This window comes from Singulisphaera chitinilytica (assembly GCF_049331405.1).
Lineage (GTDB): Bacteria > Planctomycetota > Planctomycetia > Isosphaerales > Isosphaeraceae > PoT.
The window spans coordinates 127,266-142,247 of record NZ_CP186274.1 but is presented as its reverse complement, the minus strand read 5'-3'; the positions used below and the strand labels follow the sequence as shown (position 1 = coordinate 142,247).

Annotated in this window: 12 protein-coding genes; 3 read left to right on the top strand and 9 right to left on the bottom strand. The window is 66.7% G+C overall.

Going from position 1 to position 14,982, the window contains the following annotated elements:
- Positions 1-332: 332 nt before the first annotated feature.
- Both ACOYYX_RS00480 and ACOYYX_RS00475 read right to left on the bottom strand, forming a co-directional pair.
- Positions 333-896: a hypothetical protein gene (locus ACOYYX_RS00480; protein WP_422927975.1), complete on the bottom strand. Its 564-nt coding sequence runs from the start codon at positions 894-896 to the stop codon at positions 333-335.
- 89 nt (positions 897-985) lie between these two features.
- Complete coding sequence (locus tag ACOYYX_RS00475) at positions 986-1,216, bottom strand: hypothetical protein (RefSeq protein WP_422927974.1); 231 nt, start codon at positions 1,214-1,216, stop codon at positions 986-988.
- A gap of 484 nt (positions 1,217-1,700) precedes the next feature.
- Here ACOYYX_RS00475 and ACOYYX_RS00470 point away from each other — a divergent pair, with 484 nt between their 5' ends.
- The gene (locus tag ACOYYX_RS00470) at positions 1,701-2,822 is read left to right on the top strand and encodes a TlpA family protein disulfide reductase (RefSeq protein ID WP_422927973.1); all 1,122 of its coding nucleotides are present in this window, start codon (positions 1,701-1,703) and stop codon (positions 2,820-2,822) included.
- Positions 2,823-2,842: 20 nt separating this feature from the next.
- On the opposite strand, the gene ACOYYX_RS00465 is transcribed toward ACOYYX_RS00470, so the two are convergent.
- Entirely contained in the window at positions 2,843-4,720 is a 1,878-nt protein-coding gene (locus ACOYYX_RS00465; RefSeq protein ID WP_422927972.1) for an ArnT family glycosyltransferase, read from the bottom strand.
- Between the two features lie 401 nt (positions 4,721-5,121).
- Between ACOYYX_RS00465 and ACOYYX_RS00460 the strand changes: the two genes are divergently transcribed.
- Complete coding sequence (locus tag ACOYYX_RS00460) at positions 5,122-6,822, top strand: hypothetical protein (protein ID WP_422927971.1); 1,701 nt, start codon at positions 5,122-5,124, stop codon at positions 6,820-6,822.
- A 61-nt stretch (positions 6,823-6,883) separates the two neighbouring features.
- On the opposite strand, the gene ACOYYX_RS00455 is transcribed toward ACOYYX_RS00460, so the two are convergent.
- From ACOYYX_RS00455 to ACOYYX_RS00430, 6 genes are all read right to left on the bottom strand, one after another.
- Positions 6,884-7,303, bottom strand: coding sequence for a hypothetical protein (locus tag ACOYYX_RS00455; RefSeq protein WP_422927970.1), 420 nt, complete (start codon positions 7,301-7,303; stop codon positions 6,884-6,886).
- 132 nt (positions 7,304-7,435) lie between these two features.
- Positions 7,436-8,398: a DUF1559 domain-containing protein gene (locus ACOYYX_RS00450; protein WP_422927969.1), complete on the bottom strand. Its 963-nt coding sequence runs from the start codon at positions 8,396-8,398 to the stop codon at positions 7,436-7,438.
- Between the two features lie 313 nt (positions 8,399-8,711).
- Positions 8,712-9,089, bottom strand: a complete 378-nt coding sequence (locus tag ACOYYX_RS00445; RefSeq protein ID WP_422927968.1) for a hypothetical protein — start codon at positions 9,087-9,089, stop codon at positions 8,712-8,714.
- Between the two features lie 231 nt (positions 9,090-9,320).
- A complete protein-coding gene (locus tag ACOYYX_RS00440; protein ID WP_422927967.1) occupies positions 9,321-9,596 on the bottom strand; it encodes a hypothetical protein in 276 nt (91 codons plus the stop codon).
- An 18-nt stretch (positions 9,597-9,614) separates the two neighbouring features.
- Positions 9,615-11,939, bottom strand: a complete 2,325-nt coding sequence (locus tag ACOYYX_RS00435; RefSeq protein ID WP_422927966.1) for a glutaminase domain-containing protein — start codon at positions 11,937-11,939, stop codon at positions 9,615-9,617.
- A 123-nt stretch (positions 11,940-12,062) separates the two neighbouring features.
- Positions 12,063-13,676: an RNA polymerase sigma factor gene (locus tag ACOYYX_RS00430; protein ID WP_422927965.1), complete on the bottom strand. Its 1,614-nt coding sequence runs from the start codon at positions 13,674-13,676 to the stop codon at positions 12,063-12,065.
- A gap of 235 nt (positions 13,677-13,911) precedes the next feature.
- Between ACOYYX_RS00430 and ACOYYX_RS00425 the strand changes: the two genes are divergently transcribed.
- Entirely contained in the window at positions 13,912-14,796 is an 885-nt protein-coding gene (locus tag ACOYYX_RS00425; RefSeq protein WP_422927964.1) for a hypothetical protein, read from the top strand.
- The last annotated feature ends 186 nt before the right edge of the window (positions 14,797-14,982 follow it).

Sequence of the window (14,982 nt, the reverse complement as noted above, 5' to 3'; positions counted from 1 at the left end):
ACGAGTGTAGGTCATTCTATCGAGCCTTCCCAAGGAATCTTAGGACGCGAACCGAGTTTGGATCGTCGGCCCAGGTTCGTCCCCGGTCGGGCCCGAATTGTATTGCCAAATTAAAGAAGATTTCGGATGAATGTGCGATAGCTATTTGCTTGTTTGGCAAGCACTTAACCATCTGTCGGCGCCGAAGGAGCGGGATTCAGCGGCATTGTAAGGCGGGGGCGAAAAGTTTAATGGCGAAGTCATACATCCTCCTTCGCCGCCCATGCCGGATCGGTATGGTCCGAACACTTTAGGCGATCCGAGCCGTGTTGAAAAGAGAGGATGCTCGGATCTTAAATCCACCCCAGAGCCCGCAGGGCGCCAAGGTGCTTGCAGAGGGTGACGGGGCTGTTGCCCTCGATGTTGTACGTCCACTCCGCACAGTCGCACTGGGTCGAGCCGTCCTGGAGTCGGCAGACATAATAAGGGCCGTCCTCGAGCGGCGGATTAAGCCGGGTGAGGCACCACTGGACCGGGGCCAGCGGGGTTCCTATGACCCTCAGGGCGCGATAGGTCTGCCCCGCGATGGGGATCAGGGTGAAGCGAGGGGCCTCCTCGTTCGTATGCCCCAGGGTCAGGACCGTGAGCGGCGGTGCGCTCAGGGCGGCCTCGAGGGCGTTCTTGCCGTACTGGGCGCGGAGCCGGTCCCAGGATCGGATGGCCTCGTGCAAGGCGTTGCGGAAATGCCAGGACGTGGGATGGAAGGCCCCGAGCGCGGCCTCGGCCGCCTCGAGGTCGATGGTGGCGACGTCGAGGATCATCCGCCCCCGCTGCGCGAGCTCGGCGGCGACCCTGGCCGGGTCGGAGGGGTCGCGATCGAAGAGCGGGTGCCGCTTCCCTTGCGATGGCTGGGGCATGGCCGATCGAGGCTCGGATGGTGGTCGAATCCCGGAGAGGCCCCGGACCGATCGTGTCCGGATGCCTTCGCGAGGCGTTGGTCTCTGCGTCAACCCTCGGCCAGGGGGACGAGATGGGCGTACCGCGGGGCTTCCCCCGTGGCACCGGGGCCCGACGTGATGGCCGAGACCCGATAGATTCGGCCGGAGAGGGAGATACGTTCCTGGGCTGCCCACTCCTGATCCGGGTCCACATTGCCCACCAGGCAGGCTTCTCGGATCGAAGGCCCGTGGGCCCGCCGGCTCGGATTGGGCCGCGTCACGGTCAATGAGGTCGACATCGGCGGTCTCCTCCCTGCTCTCTTTCGGAAGTCTCTCCGGTCTCGTCGCCACGTCTCTGGCCTCCTCGAGTGAGGGGAGTGGCGATGAGTCGAGTTTGGGCTCCTTGCCGCGGCCTCCATCCTGGACTGTCTGTTCTTACGTTCCTCTCGACATTTCGTTCAGGAGTGTACTGAATGTCAGGAAAATGAGCAAGGTGCCACACCCTACGGAGTGCCGAATATCGGAAAAATCGGGGTTTTGTGGGCATGTTTGGGAGGATCGACAGCCCCGGATCTTCCCTCGAGGTGAGGGCCTCGGCGAAAATCTCGGCCGAAATCAGAGAATCGGGTCGATCGGGCGGTCGGATTTGTCAATCCTCGACGTATGACTCAGAGGTCTGGATTCGAGAGTCGTTTCGAGTTCCCTACGCTTGATGTGATCCGGCATGGATGGGGCGATCGAGTCTTGTCTGCCGCCGAATCCGGATGAGGCCGGAGTTTAAGTATGTCACGAGTGATGATCCGGAAGTGCGGCGTCGCCGCCTTGACTGCCTGGTTGGCCCTGGCGACCGTCGTCCTGGCCGAAGGGCGATCGGCGAGCAAGATCCTCGACGAATACAACGCGATCGAGGTCCCCAAGCTCGAGGCCACCAAGCGCAAGACCGCGCGGGCCTTGCAGGACGCCCGTTCGAAGCGGGTGAAGGCCCTCAACCGTCGGGCGACGCTCGCGCTGGAACTCTACAAATCGGACCCCGAGAACGAGCAACTCCCCAAGATCATGACCGAGCGCTGGGAGTCTCGGCTGAACGACCCGAGCCCCAAGAAGGTCGCCGAGCTATCCAGCGAACTCGACGGCGTCCTCGCCAAGGTCAAGAACGAGGCCCTGCTCAAGGAGGCCGCGTTCACCAGGGCGACGGTCGTCCTGCGCAAGAGCTCGACCACGCCCGAGGCGGCACAGGCGGCCGTCGATGACTTCATCAAGCGCGATGACAAGGACGAACGCGGGGCGCTCCTGCTCTACAACCTGGCGGATCAGACCCCCGACCCGGCGCGTCAGGAGGCGATCTACAAGCGCCTGACCGACTCGTATCCCAAGAGCTCCTACGCCGAGGAGGTCAAGGAGAACGCCGCGTCGAGGTCCGAGCGGGACTCGTCCCCGCAAGGCGAGGCGATCGGCAAGCCGTTCAACCTCGCCTTCAACGACGCGCTCTCGGGCAACCCGGTCTCGATCCCGGCCCTCAAGGGGAAGGTCGTCGTCATCGACTTCTGGGCGACATGGTGCGGCCCTTGCGTCGCCGAGATGCCGAAGATGAAGGAGCTCTACGCGAAGTACCGCAAGAAGGGGGTCGAGTTCATCGGAGTGAGCCTCGACCAGCCCCGCGAGGATGGCGGCTACGAGCAACTCGTGGAGTTCGTCACCTCCAACGAGATCCCCTGGCCCCAGTTCTACCAGGGGGATTCGTTCAAGGGGGAATTCACGCGTTCCTGGGAGATCCGGGGGATCCCGACCGTCTTCCTCGTCGACGCCGACGGCAAGCTGGTCAGCACCAAGGCCCGAGGCCGGCTCGACGAGCTGATCCCCAAGTACCTGGAGAAGGCCAAGTCCAGGAAGGGGATCAAGAAGTAAGTGGCCGACCCGGCGATCGGTCAGCGCCTCGGCGACTTCGTGCTGGCCTCGTTGGCGGTGGCGAAGGCGTAGAGGACGTCGGTGCGGCCGGGGTGGATGGCCTCGAGCCCGAGCCGGGACTGGACGGCGTACGAGAGACGCTGGCCCGTGCCGGCGAGGATGACGAGCCTCTGCCCCTCCGGGAGCGCGAGCAGGTCGTCGGTGGTGGTCAGGTCGCGCTGGGGGAGGTGCGGCAGGGCCGAGCGGAGGATGAACCGGAGCCGACCCCCGGTCGGCGGTCCGACGGGCCCCCGGGCGGCATCGGGGCTGACCACGGCCACGAGGTCGAACGGACGCTCGCGGTCGCGCCTGAGGATCATCGAGCGGAGCATGAGCAGCTCATTGGTCTCGCCGTGGCGGAACCAGACCTCGTGCGCCCCGGTGACGACCGTGATGGCCAGGACGGCGGCCAGGTATCCCCCCAGCACCTGACGCTGGCGATCGTCGCGGCGACGCGCCCAGCGGTCGAGACCCCGGGTGATGGCGATCGTGATGACGAGCAGGTCGATCGCGAGGTGCAGCCCGAGCGCGGTGCTGGAGTCGGCACGCTTGTGGGCGACGTCGGCGATGGCGTGTTGCAGGGTCGTGCTCCCCCACCAGGCGATCGAGACGGCGGTCGCGGGGGCGAGCCAGATCAGGGTCCGGATCGGGATCCGGCGGTTGGCCAGGTCCGAGATGGCCCGGGCGGCGAGGAGGTTCAGCGGGACGAGCAGGAAGAGCTGGAGCGCGGGCCTCGGGCCGCTCGGCAGGACGGCGGGAGCCAGGACGGCCGTGACGAGCCACATCACCCAGAAGACCCCGCCGATGATCTTCTCGTCGTCGTTCTCGTCCGTCAGGGCCTCGCGGACCAGGCGGACGGCCGCGAAGATCCCCAGCGACATCGTCGTGGGGGCGAGGGAGACGAGCCTGGCGAGGAGCCCTTGCGTCTCCTGCCCCCTCGGGTCATACGGGGAGAAGAGCGCGTAGATGGCCTCGGTCCCGTAGGTGAGGTACATCCAGATGTGCCAGGGGGCCGCGAGCAGGAGTGCGATCGAGAGGGCCAGCGCCCCCGTGGTCAGGCTCGAGTTATTCCGCCAGGCGTCCCAGAGCCCGCTGTTGCGCTCGCCGGGGGGAGATCCGGCCCGCAGGTAGCCCTGGTGCAGCAGGACGACCGGCACGCTGATCAGGCCGAAGACCCCGACCGTCATCAGGGAGATGCCCAGGCTCACGCCCCCCAGGATGCCCCAGGTGACCGAGCTGCTCCACCCCCAGGCGCGCGAGGACTCGGACGTGGCGCGGAGGTGCCGCCCATAGCAGTAGAGGTTGGCCAGCGTGGCGGCGAGCACCAGGGTCGTGGGCGTCGCCTGCTGCATCTGGATGAGCAGGTTCAGGTTGAAGCCGACCAGGACGGCCGCGATCAGGCCGGTGCCCGGGCTCGACCAGAGCCGGCCGTGGAAATAGACGAGGATCACCACCAGGGCCCCGGCCACGTAGCTGGGGAGCACGGTGGCCCTCGGGTCGCGGTCGGGGGTCAATGTCAGGCCGATCGCCTCGAGCCAGGCGTACATCGGGGGCTGGAAGGCGACTCGGCGGTACGCGGCGGCCTCGGGGCCGGGCTTCAGGTCGGAGAGCGCGGGGATCTGGTCGACGACCAGTCCTTCGAGCACCGCGAGGCCCCGGAGGCCCCACCAGGGGCCGGGCGGGGTCAGATCCCAGCCGGTCAGGCCGTAGAGCCCGGGCAGGACGGCCACCAGGACGACCAGGGGGAAGAACATCGCCGACCGGGGCGCTGGCCGGACCAATGGGCGGGCCGAGGTGACCGCCCCCTCGAGCCGAACCCGATACTCGCCCCGCGCTCGCGCGGCCAGCCGTGGCTCCATGGACGATTCATCCTTCATGATCCAGTCATCGAACTGAACTCAAGAATGGCCAAGCAAAGACTGCCGTCATGTCATCATTGAACAAGGTCGGAATCGTCCCCGCCCTCGCGTCGTCGCTTGTGTGATTTGCCTTCGCTTCGCCCTACCGGGGCGGGACTCCGCCGGCCTCGACCTCTCGCATTGTGAGGAGAGGCCTATCGCTCAGGGAGTCGTGAGTTTCGGTAAATTTCGGACAAACTGCCTTTCCGCCAAACTCGGTAGACCATACCATAACGCCGTCGACAGGTGGAGGCGAGCTTGAAGCAAGCCCCTCGCAAGGCCTGCCGTCATGCAACTTTGATCGACTTCCATGGATGGTCCTCGCGGGTTCCAAGGCCGCGGGGCACGAGGTGGGCATACGCATGATGCGAACTGGCATGGTCGCCGACGGCCTGCGCCGGCGACTCGACGCACGCGTCGTCCTGCTGGCGGGGCTCCTCGGCTGGACCGCCGTCGCCACGAGCCTGGACTGCGGCCACGTGGGGGTCGTACTCGACGACGGGATCTACCTCGCCTCGGCGCAATCCCTTCGGGACAGCAAGGGTTACGCGCTCCCGAGCCGGCCGGGCAACCCGTCGCCGAAGTATCCGATCGGTCTCCCCGGCGCGATCTCGATGGCCCTCCGCTTCGCGCCCGGATCGCCCTCGCTCTCTCGCGACATCGCCGTGGCCCGCGGGGTCGTCCTGGCCTCGGGCTGGGTCTTCGGGCTGGGGGGCTTCGCCTGGCTGACCCGGATCGGCCTCGGCCCCTGGTCGGCAACCTTGATCGTGCTGACGACCCTCTTCCATCACGTCGCGCTGATCGGATGCTCGACCACGATCTTCTCCGACATGCCCTTCTGCGCGATCGCGTACCTCTTGATGGCGCGCTGGGCCTCGACGCGGCCTCTCGACCGCCCCTGGAGGGCCTCGCTCGCGGATGGGGTGTTCGCCGGCCTGGCGATGCTGATCCGGGGGAATGGCATCAGCCTGGCCCTGGCCGCCCTGGTGGCCTCGGCGATCGGGCCGAAGGCACGCGGGCGGGTCGTCGCGTGCGCGCTGGGCTTGGTGTTGGTCCTGCTACCCGCGAAGGGGCTCATCGCCCGCCGGGTGCATCCGGTCGCCTCGGGGGATTATGCCCTGGAGTTCCGCGCGGGCTGGTCCTCGGCCGAGGCCGGCCTGCGGATCGTGGGCGGTAACACGTGGTCGACCCTCTTCGACTTCCCGACCGACGTGCTGTTCCCGAACCTGAGGTACACCGCCCCGCTGGTGCAGTACTCGTCGGTGCATCCGGGGGGCTCGGCCCTGATCCGCGGGATCTTCACCGCGATCGTCGCGATCGGGGTGTTCCGCCTGGCGAGGAGCAGCACCCGGCGCGACCTGCCCGCCTGGGTTCACTTCGCGGCGACCGCCGGCATCTTCGCGGTCTGGCCCTGGCCTTCGATCATCGACCGCTTCCTCCTGAGCCTCTTCCCGATGGTGCTGCTGGCATTTGGGCTGGGGGTGGACCTCGTCGCCCGCCGGATCCTGCCGATGGCGTACGAATACGCGAATGCCCCGGAGCGACCCCGGTTCGCGACGCCCCTGGTCTTCGCGGCCCTGCTCCTGCCCTGGGCGAGCGGCCTGAGCGTGGCGGGACGGTCGGTCATGGTCTTCCACAGGAGCGGTCGGCAATGGCCGGGGGGGAGTACGAACGCGAGCCTGAATCAGGCGCTCGCGTACCTGCGGACCCGGACCGAGGCCGACTCGGTCGTCGCGGCCTACTGGCCGGAGACCGTTTATCTCTACACAGCCCGGCAGGCCGTGCCCTTGCTCGAGGATGACGATGTCGTCGCCCAACGGTATGGCCGTCGCGAACGCCTCCTGAGCTGGATGGCCGAGATTCCCGGACGCCCGTTCTACCTCCTGGTGCGCAGCCCCGACGAGGATCCGAAGAAGGTCGATCTCGGCCAGGCCGAGGCCCTCGCGGCCGACCCCGGCCTCGAGCGTCGCGAGGTCTATCGGACCCCCGACGACCGCTACCGGGTCGAGCAGGTCGTGCACCACTCGGGGAAGCTGGCGGGGCGGATGACGCCGGGCCGCTGAGGATTGCCGGTGTGCTCATGTGACGATGCTATGCCCCTTTGCGATGGGCGAGGGCCAGGCCTCACCGCTTCAGACCTCGGGCGGCCTTCTTGAGGGTCCTGGGGGCGCCGTGGTCCCCGAGCTTGCGGCCGGCGAGGTTCTCGAGGTCTTCGGCGGTCGGCTGCTGGCCGTCGCGGAGGGCGTAGACCTCTTTCTCGGCGGCCGGCCAGTCCCCCGCCTTGGCCTTCGCGACGATCTGCTTGAGGGCCTCGTATTCCCCGTCGGCGAGCTTGCCCTGGGAATGACGCTCCTCGATGAGCTTCGCGTTCGCGTCCAGCCAGCCATCGTTGCGGGACGAGACCGCCGTGGCGAGCGAGACGATGATCTCGCGGTTGTGCCCCGAGACCTGCGGAGACTGGCCGCAGCCCGCGACGAGGATCGCGACGGTTGCAAACGACACGCCCAGGCCGATGCCTCGCATGCCGACACGGAACGAACCCATCACCCGAGTCCTCCTCGACCCTTCAGGTCAGGCACAATGATTGCTTTCGTTTTTGCGTAAGTGCTTGCGTTGATGACGATGAACCTCGCGGGCCCGGTGCCATGGCCATGACACCGGGCCGGGCGATTCGGCTCAGTACTGGTCGGAGCTGATGACCTCGCCGCCGGAGCATGTGGCGAGCGCCGACCAGGTGATTTGGTTGATCGAGGAGCGTGCGAAGCGGACGCTGCCGTCCCCCATCATCACGTTGCATCCGTCCGGATGCTCGGCGTACATCTGGCAGAGCTTGCTGATGCGAGCATTGGGGGGATGGACCAGCGGGGGCGCCTCCCACGAGTTCGGCCCGCTATGCACGAGCACCTGCGTGGCCGCGACGTCGCAGAACGAGAAGGCAAACTTGGGGGTCGGGCAGATCGTAGAGCCGGGGACGACCCCCACCCACGTCTTGTCACTCAGGATCGGGCTGTGCTCGCCGAGGAAGACGGTGTTCGACAGGCCGTCGCGCACGGTGGCGGCGTTGGTCTTCGAGTTCCGGTAGATGGGGCCGTCGGAGAGGTTGGTCCAGTCGTCCTCGGCGAAGGCCCAGGCCTCTTGCCGGCCCGAGTTGGCAACGTAGTGGGAGCGGCTGAACGTCGTCATGACCGTCCCCCCCTCGTCCTTCACCTCGTAGGTCCTGGATGGTTCGCTGACGGACGGGCACATGTAGGCGTTCAGCGAGACCCGGGCGCCGGTGGAGTTGGACGGCAGCCAGCAGGGGAGGCTGAAGTTCATCGCGTTGTGGAGCGGGGTCTGCTCCATGAACGGCAGGATCAAGGAGCCCCAGGCCCAGCCGGGGCCGGTGTCGCGCGTCAGCGGGTCGGGGGTCCCCATCAGAGCGTTGCCGCCGGGCAGGGTTAGGTAACCGGGGGGGAACTGCCCGTGGGTCTCGTGATAGTTGTGGAAGGCCAGGCCCATCTGCTTGAGGTTGTTCGTGCACTGGGCACGCCTCGCGGCCTCGCGGGCACTCTGCACGGCGGGGAGCAGCAGGGCGATCAGGAGCCCGATGATGCTGATGACGACCAGGAGTTCGATGAGCGTGAACGCACGCCGGCGCATGGCTTGAGACCTTTCGGATCGGACGATCGAATGGGGGGATGAACATGACCCGACGCGGGCGTCGAGGCCTGTGATAGGGCGACTCGGGGCGGTGGCCGCGGTACCTGGGTACGCGGACACGCCGGATGCCTTTGAGATGCCGACGCCGATCCCGGGCGATCAACCCGGGGCGGGACGGAGCATGTGCGAGGGCCGTCGCTCGAGCGGCTCGCGGCCTCGGGCCGGCTCCGTTCGCAACGGTGACACGATGTTTCTAAGGCTCCAGGGCCTCCGCCGGGAGGGCGCGGAGATCCTCGGGGGGATCCCCCGGCGCTCACGCCTCAACGGCGGATCTGGTGCGGGCGCAGGAGCCTATCAGGCGAAGGGAGGTGCGCGGGCTCGCCGCCGCGCGTGGTCGCGCCGGGGCGAAGAGGGAAGGCGTCTCATCCGGCAGCGCCGCGACGACGTCGATCGTCGTGATTTCGACGCTCTCGGTGGCGATCTGTCCTAAGAGGTGGAACTGGCAGATCGAGCAGTCGTCGGACGACTTGACGGGGTGCCCGTGTTGCGGAGCCTTCGGCCCGGCGTCCAGGGAACCCTCATGCGTCGGCTCGAACCCCGGCAAGGAGTGAAGCGACGGTCCCGCCACGGTGATCGCGCCATAGAGCGCGATCAAGGAGACCAACAGGATGTGGCGGATGGGTCGTCGCATCGAACTGGGGGGGGCGTCCGTTGCTCGTCGGAAGACGACCGGCGATCCCGGGCGGGATTCTGCCGCGTCTTACCAGGAAAAGTTGAATGAAAATCGCGGCAATTGTCAAGCACGGTGTTGACGGTTGCAGGAAAGTTCGGACCTGGAAGGGGGGCGGGCACGCGCCTCGTCGACGGTGCCCGGCCCCCCTCGCCCGACTCATGCATCAACGTCACGTTGCCCGTTGACGGATCAAGGCTTCCCCTCGACGACGTCGACGAGCCCCACGTCGACCCCCTGGCCGCCCGTCGTCTGGTGGCAGTGGACGGCGATGACGACCTTCGCCCCCGGCTTCAGGGCCTCTCGCGCCGCCGCGCGGATCTCGAGGGGCTCGTAGTCGGTGACGTAGCCCCCTGCCCTCGCGGCGAGGGCCCCGTTGAGGTAGATCTCGACGGCCTCGTCGTGGTAGGTGAGGAGCTGGAGCCGAGAGACGTCGAACCCTTCCGGCAGGGTGACCTCGCGTCGCATCCAGATATCGGCACTATTTCAGGGCGTGCCGACGACGGCTCCCGGGGTCCCCGCAGACCCGAAGCCGCCGGGGCCTTCCTTCCAACCTTTGGCGTCGAAGTCGGCCCGATTCCAATCCTTGGGCGGTGCCTCGAAGGTGTAGCGCCAGGTCGCGGGCTTGCTCCGCGAGGTGGCCACGACGTCGGTGATTTGGGGCGGCTCGGGCATGGGGGCCCAGTCCCTGGCGTTCTGCTTGTCGCGGCTCGCCCACTTCTTCCAGGCGCCCGGGTCGGCGAGCATTTTGATCAGGACCCCGCCGATCACCGGCCGGGCGTGCATGCCGTCGCTCTTCACGTTGTCGGTGTAGTATGAGTCGACGAACGGCTCGTGGGCGGTCGTCTGGTTCAGGTAGTCCTCGATGGGGGAGATGATCGCCTCGAAGTCGGCCCTGGACTCGGCGAGGGTCGCGACCCAGAACGACCAGTCGGTCTTGGTGAGCTTGGTCCTCGAGTCGAGCGGGAGTCCGAAGGGCTGCATCACCTTCTTGTAATAAGCGATCTCCTTGCGGGCGACCTCGGGCGGGAAGACGTTGAGGTTCAGGAGCTTGTCCCAGACGAGGTTGTACTTCTGGCTCCAGCTCCCCGGCTTGTCGAAGGCGATGCGCGAGTGGTCGCCGTCGCCGGCCGCCTCGATCCAGTGCCGGGCGTCGGCGCGGGCGATGGCCCCGAACTTCTCGGCCGCGGCCACGTCGCCCCGCATCCGGCAGAGGTCGCCGTAGGCGGCGATGGCCAGGATCGCCTTGATCGAGAGGTTCGCGTTGTGGGCGAGGTGCCCCATGAAGTCGTCGGTACAGAGCTGGTTCTCGGGGTCGAGCCCGTACTTCTCGAGGTAGGCCTCCCAGAGCGTGAGCTGCGGCCACCATCGCGAGGCGAAGTCGGCGTTGCCGTCCATTTTGGCGATCGCGTCGCAGAGGAGGATCAGGTTCGCGCTCTCCTCCACCGGCATCTTCTCCGCCTCGTTGCCGGGGCTCTCGCCGCCGCCGTAGACCTGGGCGTTGGCCTGCGGGTAGACGCCGACGTCATGCGGCGCGAACGGGAACTTCCAGCGCGGGGAGGCCCCGTAGATCATCGAGGGTGTAATCAGGGCCTTGGCATACGTCGGGCCCATCAGGAGGAACTGCGGGGCCGCCGGATAGATGACGTCGACCGTCGCCACGCAGCCGTTGCTCGTGTTCTCCTTGGCGAAGAAGAGGGGCTGCTTGTTGGCGTCGGCCGCGAGGCCGCAGCCGGCCAGGGCTTGCCGATATGCCAGGGCCGACATCCTCGCGAACTTCGGGCCCCCCTGGGCCTCGAGGTCGGCCATGAACTCGTCGTCGAACGCCGCGCAGCGCTTCACCAGGCCGTTGTAATCACGCTCGGCGACCTTGAAGAGATCCGCTGGCGTCGCGCCGTCGCGCCTCCAGAAGGGGCGGAGCTTGCTGCCGAGGAACTTGACCGCGTAGATCTCGTCGTAGGCGATCATGAGGTGCCGCCCGACCGCCTCGGCCCCGACCTTGCCCATGTCGAGCGTGAAGGCCAGGACGGGCTGGTCGTCGGCCACGGCCCTGGGCATGCGTTCGTCGTCCTGACCCGGCAGCGTCCCCAGGCTCGCGAACCCCTGGAGCAGGGCTGCACTCGCCCCGACGACGGCCCGAGAGGTGCCGGCAGGCGCCGCCGCATAGGCGTAGCCCCAGTCGATCCGGACGTCGTCGCCGGCCGGGCTGAGGAGCGTCTGATCGACGCAGCCGACCCGCAGCGCATTGAGTCCGCCGATCGACTCGCGGGCCCACTCCACCTCCTGGTCGGGCGTGTTGACCGCGAGCTGCGAGCTGACGCTCTGATAGACGGAGACCTCGTGCGAGGCCCCGTCGACCGAGCGTGCTTCCCAGGTCAAATAGGTGAGGGGCCGGGCCAGGACGTCGAGGTCGTGCGGCAAGGCCGGGGTCATGAAGGTCAGGCGGACGTGGATGCGAGCATCCTCGAACTCGTAGATGGATCGCGTCGGCAGGACTGTTACGCCGACCTGCGGCAGCACCGGGACGTCCGCCGGCTCCTTGCCCATGAGGCGATACGCTTTGCCGTCGACCCGGATCAGGCTGTTGAGCGAATGCTCGCGCCTGGTCCAGTGACGCGTGTTGTCATCATAGAGATGATCGGCCTCCGACCAGATGCTCAGGTACGGGTCGCTCGTCACGAGCGGCACGGCCGGGGGCCTCGGCGTCGTTGGTTTCGCGGGCGCCTCGGCCCGCGTCGAGGCCGAGGCCCATGCCAGGATCGCCGCCTGGGCGAGCATGATGTTGAACAAATTTCCAAACGACCATTTCATGATCAGACCCCCCTGACCTCGACCCGACGGGAGATGCCCGTTGGACTTCCTCGCTTCGCCTGGAGTATCAGGAGATTCCGATCCGAGTGCAAGGGCCCTGGCGAATCCGAGGATGGAGGGACCTCAACGCTCGCCGAGGTTGGAAGTGGCTCGGGGCTGGAACGCGATATCCGCGATGATTTTGCGCTCGAAGGGCCGGGACTGGACCATGTACTCGCGGATCTGGCCGGGCGGGAGGCTGAACTCGGCATCCAGGAGGCTCAGGGTGGTTTCCCCGCCTCCCGAGGAATAAGTAGCCGGGTATGTCGCCCCTTCCGGGCCGATGGCCACGACGCGCAGGTCCTGGCCGACGATGTTCTGGGCGATCGCGATGGCGGTCCCCCCGCGGTACTCGCGGGCCTTGCCGAAATAGAACTTGTGCGAGCCTGCGGAGAATGACGTCCCCCCCTTGCCGTCGTTGTTGGCCTCCAACTTCCAGGCGCCCGCGGCGATGCGGAACTCCACCGCGCAGGTCTTGCGATTGCTCGGCAGCGAGGCGAGGTAGACGCTCAGGCCGGGGATGGGCTTGCCGCCCTTCGTCGGAGTGCCGCCCCAGTAGTCCTCCGCCTCCTGGGGGAGCCACTTCAGGTTCGTCGTCTCCAAGGTCCCGGACATGCGGACGATGATCGCGCGGGCCTCTCGCCCCGGGACCTCTCGCAAGGGGGGAAGCGAGATCTCCCCCGGGCCCTCATCGAGGGGCGAGCCGTCGGGCCGCCACCACGACCCCGAGCCGTTGGAGATCGCGACGACCTCGACCTTTGTCCCGTCGGTCAGCGTGGCGGAATACGATTTGGCGGAATTGTCGGCCGCGGGCGACGCGGGTGGCTCGGAGGCCCCCGAGGCCGCGAGGGTCACGAACCCCGACGCCGCGGTCGCGAACATGATCGAGCCGAGGGCGAGCCACTTCAGTTTCGAGACGATCATCGCCTGGATCACTCCTTCCGCCAGGGCGACGGCCGAGGTCGATTCCCCGGCGATCGCGTGGGTCTGATGAGAGAACCGGAGGGCCGCCTGCGCGAGCGACAGGCTGCAAGCCCGACTGACATCGGCCGAGCCCAGGATCGAGGCGAGCAAGGCCACCGCGGGGCCGAAGCCCCGGCGGGCGAGTCGGCGTCGCAGTCGTTCTCGACCCCGGGTCAGCCGGCTCTGGACGGTCCGGACCGGGCACCCGATCCTCCCGGCCGCCTGTTCGTAGCTCAGGCCTTCGAGGTGGAAAAGCACGATGGGCAGCCGGAAACGTTCCGGGAGCCGGTCGATTTCCTCGTGGAGTTCGGCCCAGCCCTCGTGAGTAGGTGAGTCCTCGACCCTCTTGGCGTTGCCCTCTCCGTGGCGAAGCTCGTGGACGCGTCGCATCGCGCCATCCACTCTGGCCCTGGCGGCGACCCGCCCGGCGACCCCGTGGAGCCAGCCGGCGACCGACCCGGCGTCCCGGATCGTCCCCGCCTTCCTGGCCAGCACGAGGAACGTGGCCTGGAATGCGTCGTCGGCGTCGTGGGCGTTCCCGAGGATCTGCCGGCACGTCCGCCAGACCATCGGGGCATGCCGCTCGACCAGCCGCGCGAAGGCCTCTTCCGCCTCCAAGCCGGTGCCTCGCAGGAACCCCTCGACCAGCGAGCGATCGGCGGCCCCCTCATCGACCCCGACCCGGAACAGGGTATCAATCTCCCTCAAGACCGCCGCCGAAGACGCTCGGACCATGGCTCATCGCTCCCTGGCAAGTGCTGCTTCCGGAGGAATGTGCCCGGGCCGCCCAGCGATTGCCCCAACTTTTTTCAGGCTGGGCTGGGATGTTCCTTCCTTACGCAGGGAACTCGCGGGAGTTTTCAGACGATCGGTTGATCGCAAACCCACTTGACCGGCAAGGAGTTACGCTTACGATGGCCGCAGGCATGATAATGCGACAAATTTTCTAGGAATGAGGAGATGCTGGGCCATGGCATTTAGCATGATTGTCGTTCTGGCGGCCCTGGCCCTCGACGATAAGGATGCGGGGACGCTCGATGCCGGACAATTCTCGAAGATGCTTGGCGCCCTCCACTCCAGGATCCGCGATTGCGAGTTCATCTGCGGAGGATCCGTGACGTTCGTGGATCCGGAAGATCCCGACCGTTCGAAGTCCGAGAGGGTCGATAAGAGCTACCAGGCCATCTATGCCCGCCGTTCGGAGGATGGGGCGAGAATCCTGGAACTCTATGTGAAGCCCAACTCCTCACGAGATCAGGCCGTGCGACGGAGGCTCAGCATCTTGAGAGATCATAAGGCCTATCTCGAGCTCGACCACGCCTATACAGGGATGACTGGATCGCCGCAGCGATTTCTCTACCTGGAGTTCTGGGACGACATTCTTCCCAAGCTCCATGCAGGTTCCTACCAATTCCAGGGGTGGGAAGACATTGATGGGCATCGTTGCGCCCGCGTCGTCATCCTCCCGGAAGCCAATGTGCCGGGCGCGAGTTCTCATCTGCTCTGGGTTGATCTCGAGCGAGGAGGCCACGTCTTGAAGCACGAGTTCCGGTCGAATGGCGATCTCTGGTATGCCATGGGCAATGTCAAACTCGCCCGGATTTCCCTTCGCGACGGTAAGACGGCCTGGTTGCCCGTGCACGGAGAATTCAGCTCATTCCTGAATGGGAATCAGTTCAAACTCCTCCCCGTGATTAAGGAGGTATATGACGTCGAAGAGAGCACGATTCGTTTGAATCGGGGCTTCGAAGACGATCGATTCGCAGTTTTTCACGACAATTCGAAGAAGGCGCCGGCCTTCGACAAACTGCGAGCGGAGTTTCGGGCCACCTCGCCCGGCTCCAGGACTCCGTAACATTCCAACCGGGGAGGCGAAGGACCTTGCGAGATTCCTCCAGGGTGGCGCCCCTGGGCGTGCAGCTCCATAACCGCGTTGTCGCAGGTTACGGCGGGTCTGGACGTCCTGCTAGAATGGAACGTCGGCCGTGATCGCGAAGCCACCCCCCGGCCTTTCCACCGCGCCTCCCCGCGAAGGAAAAGG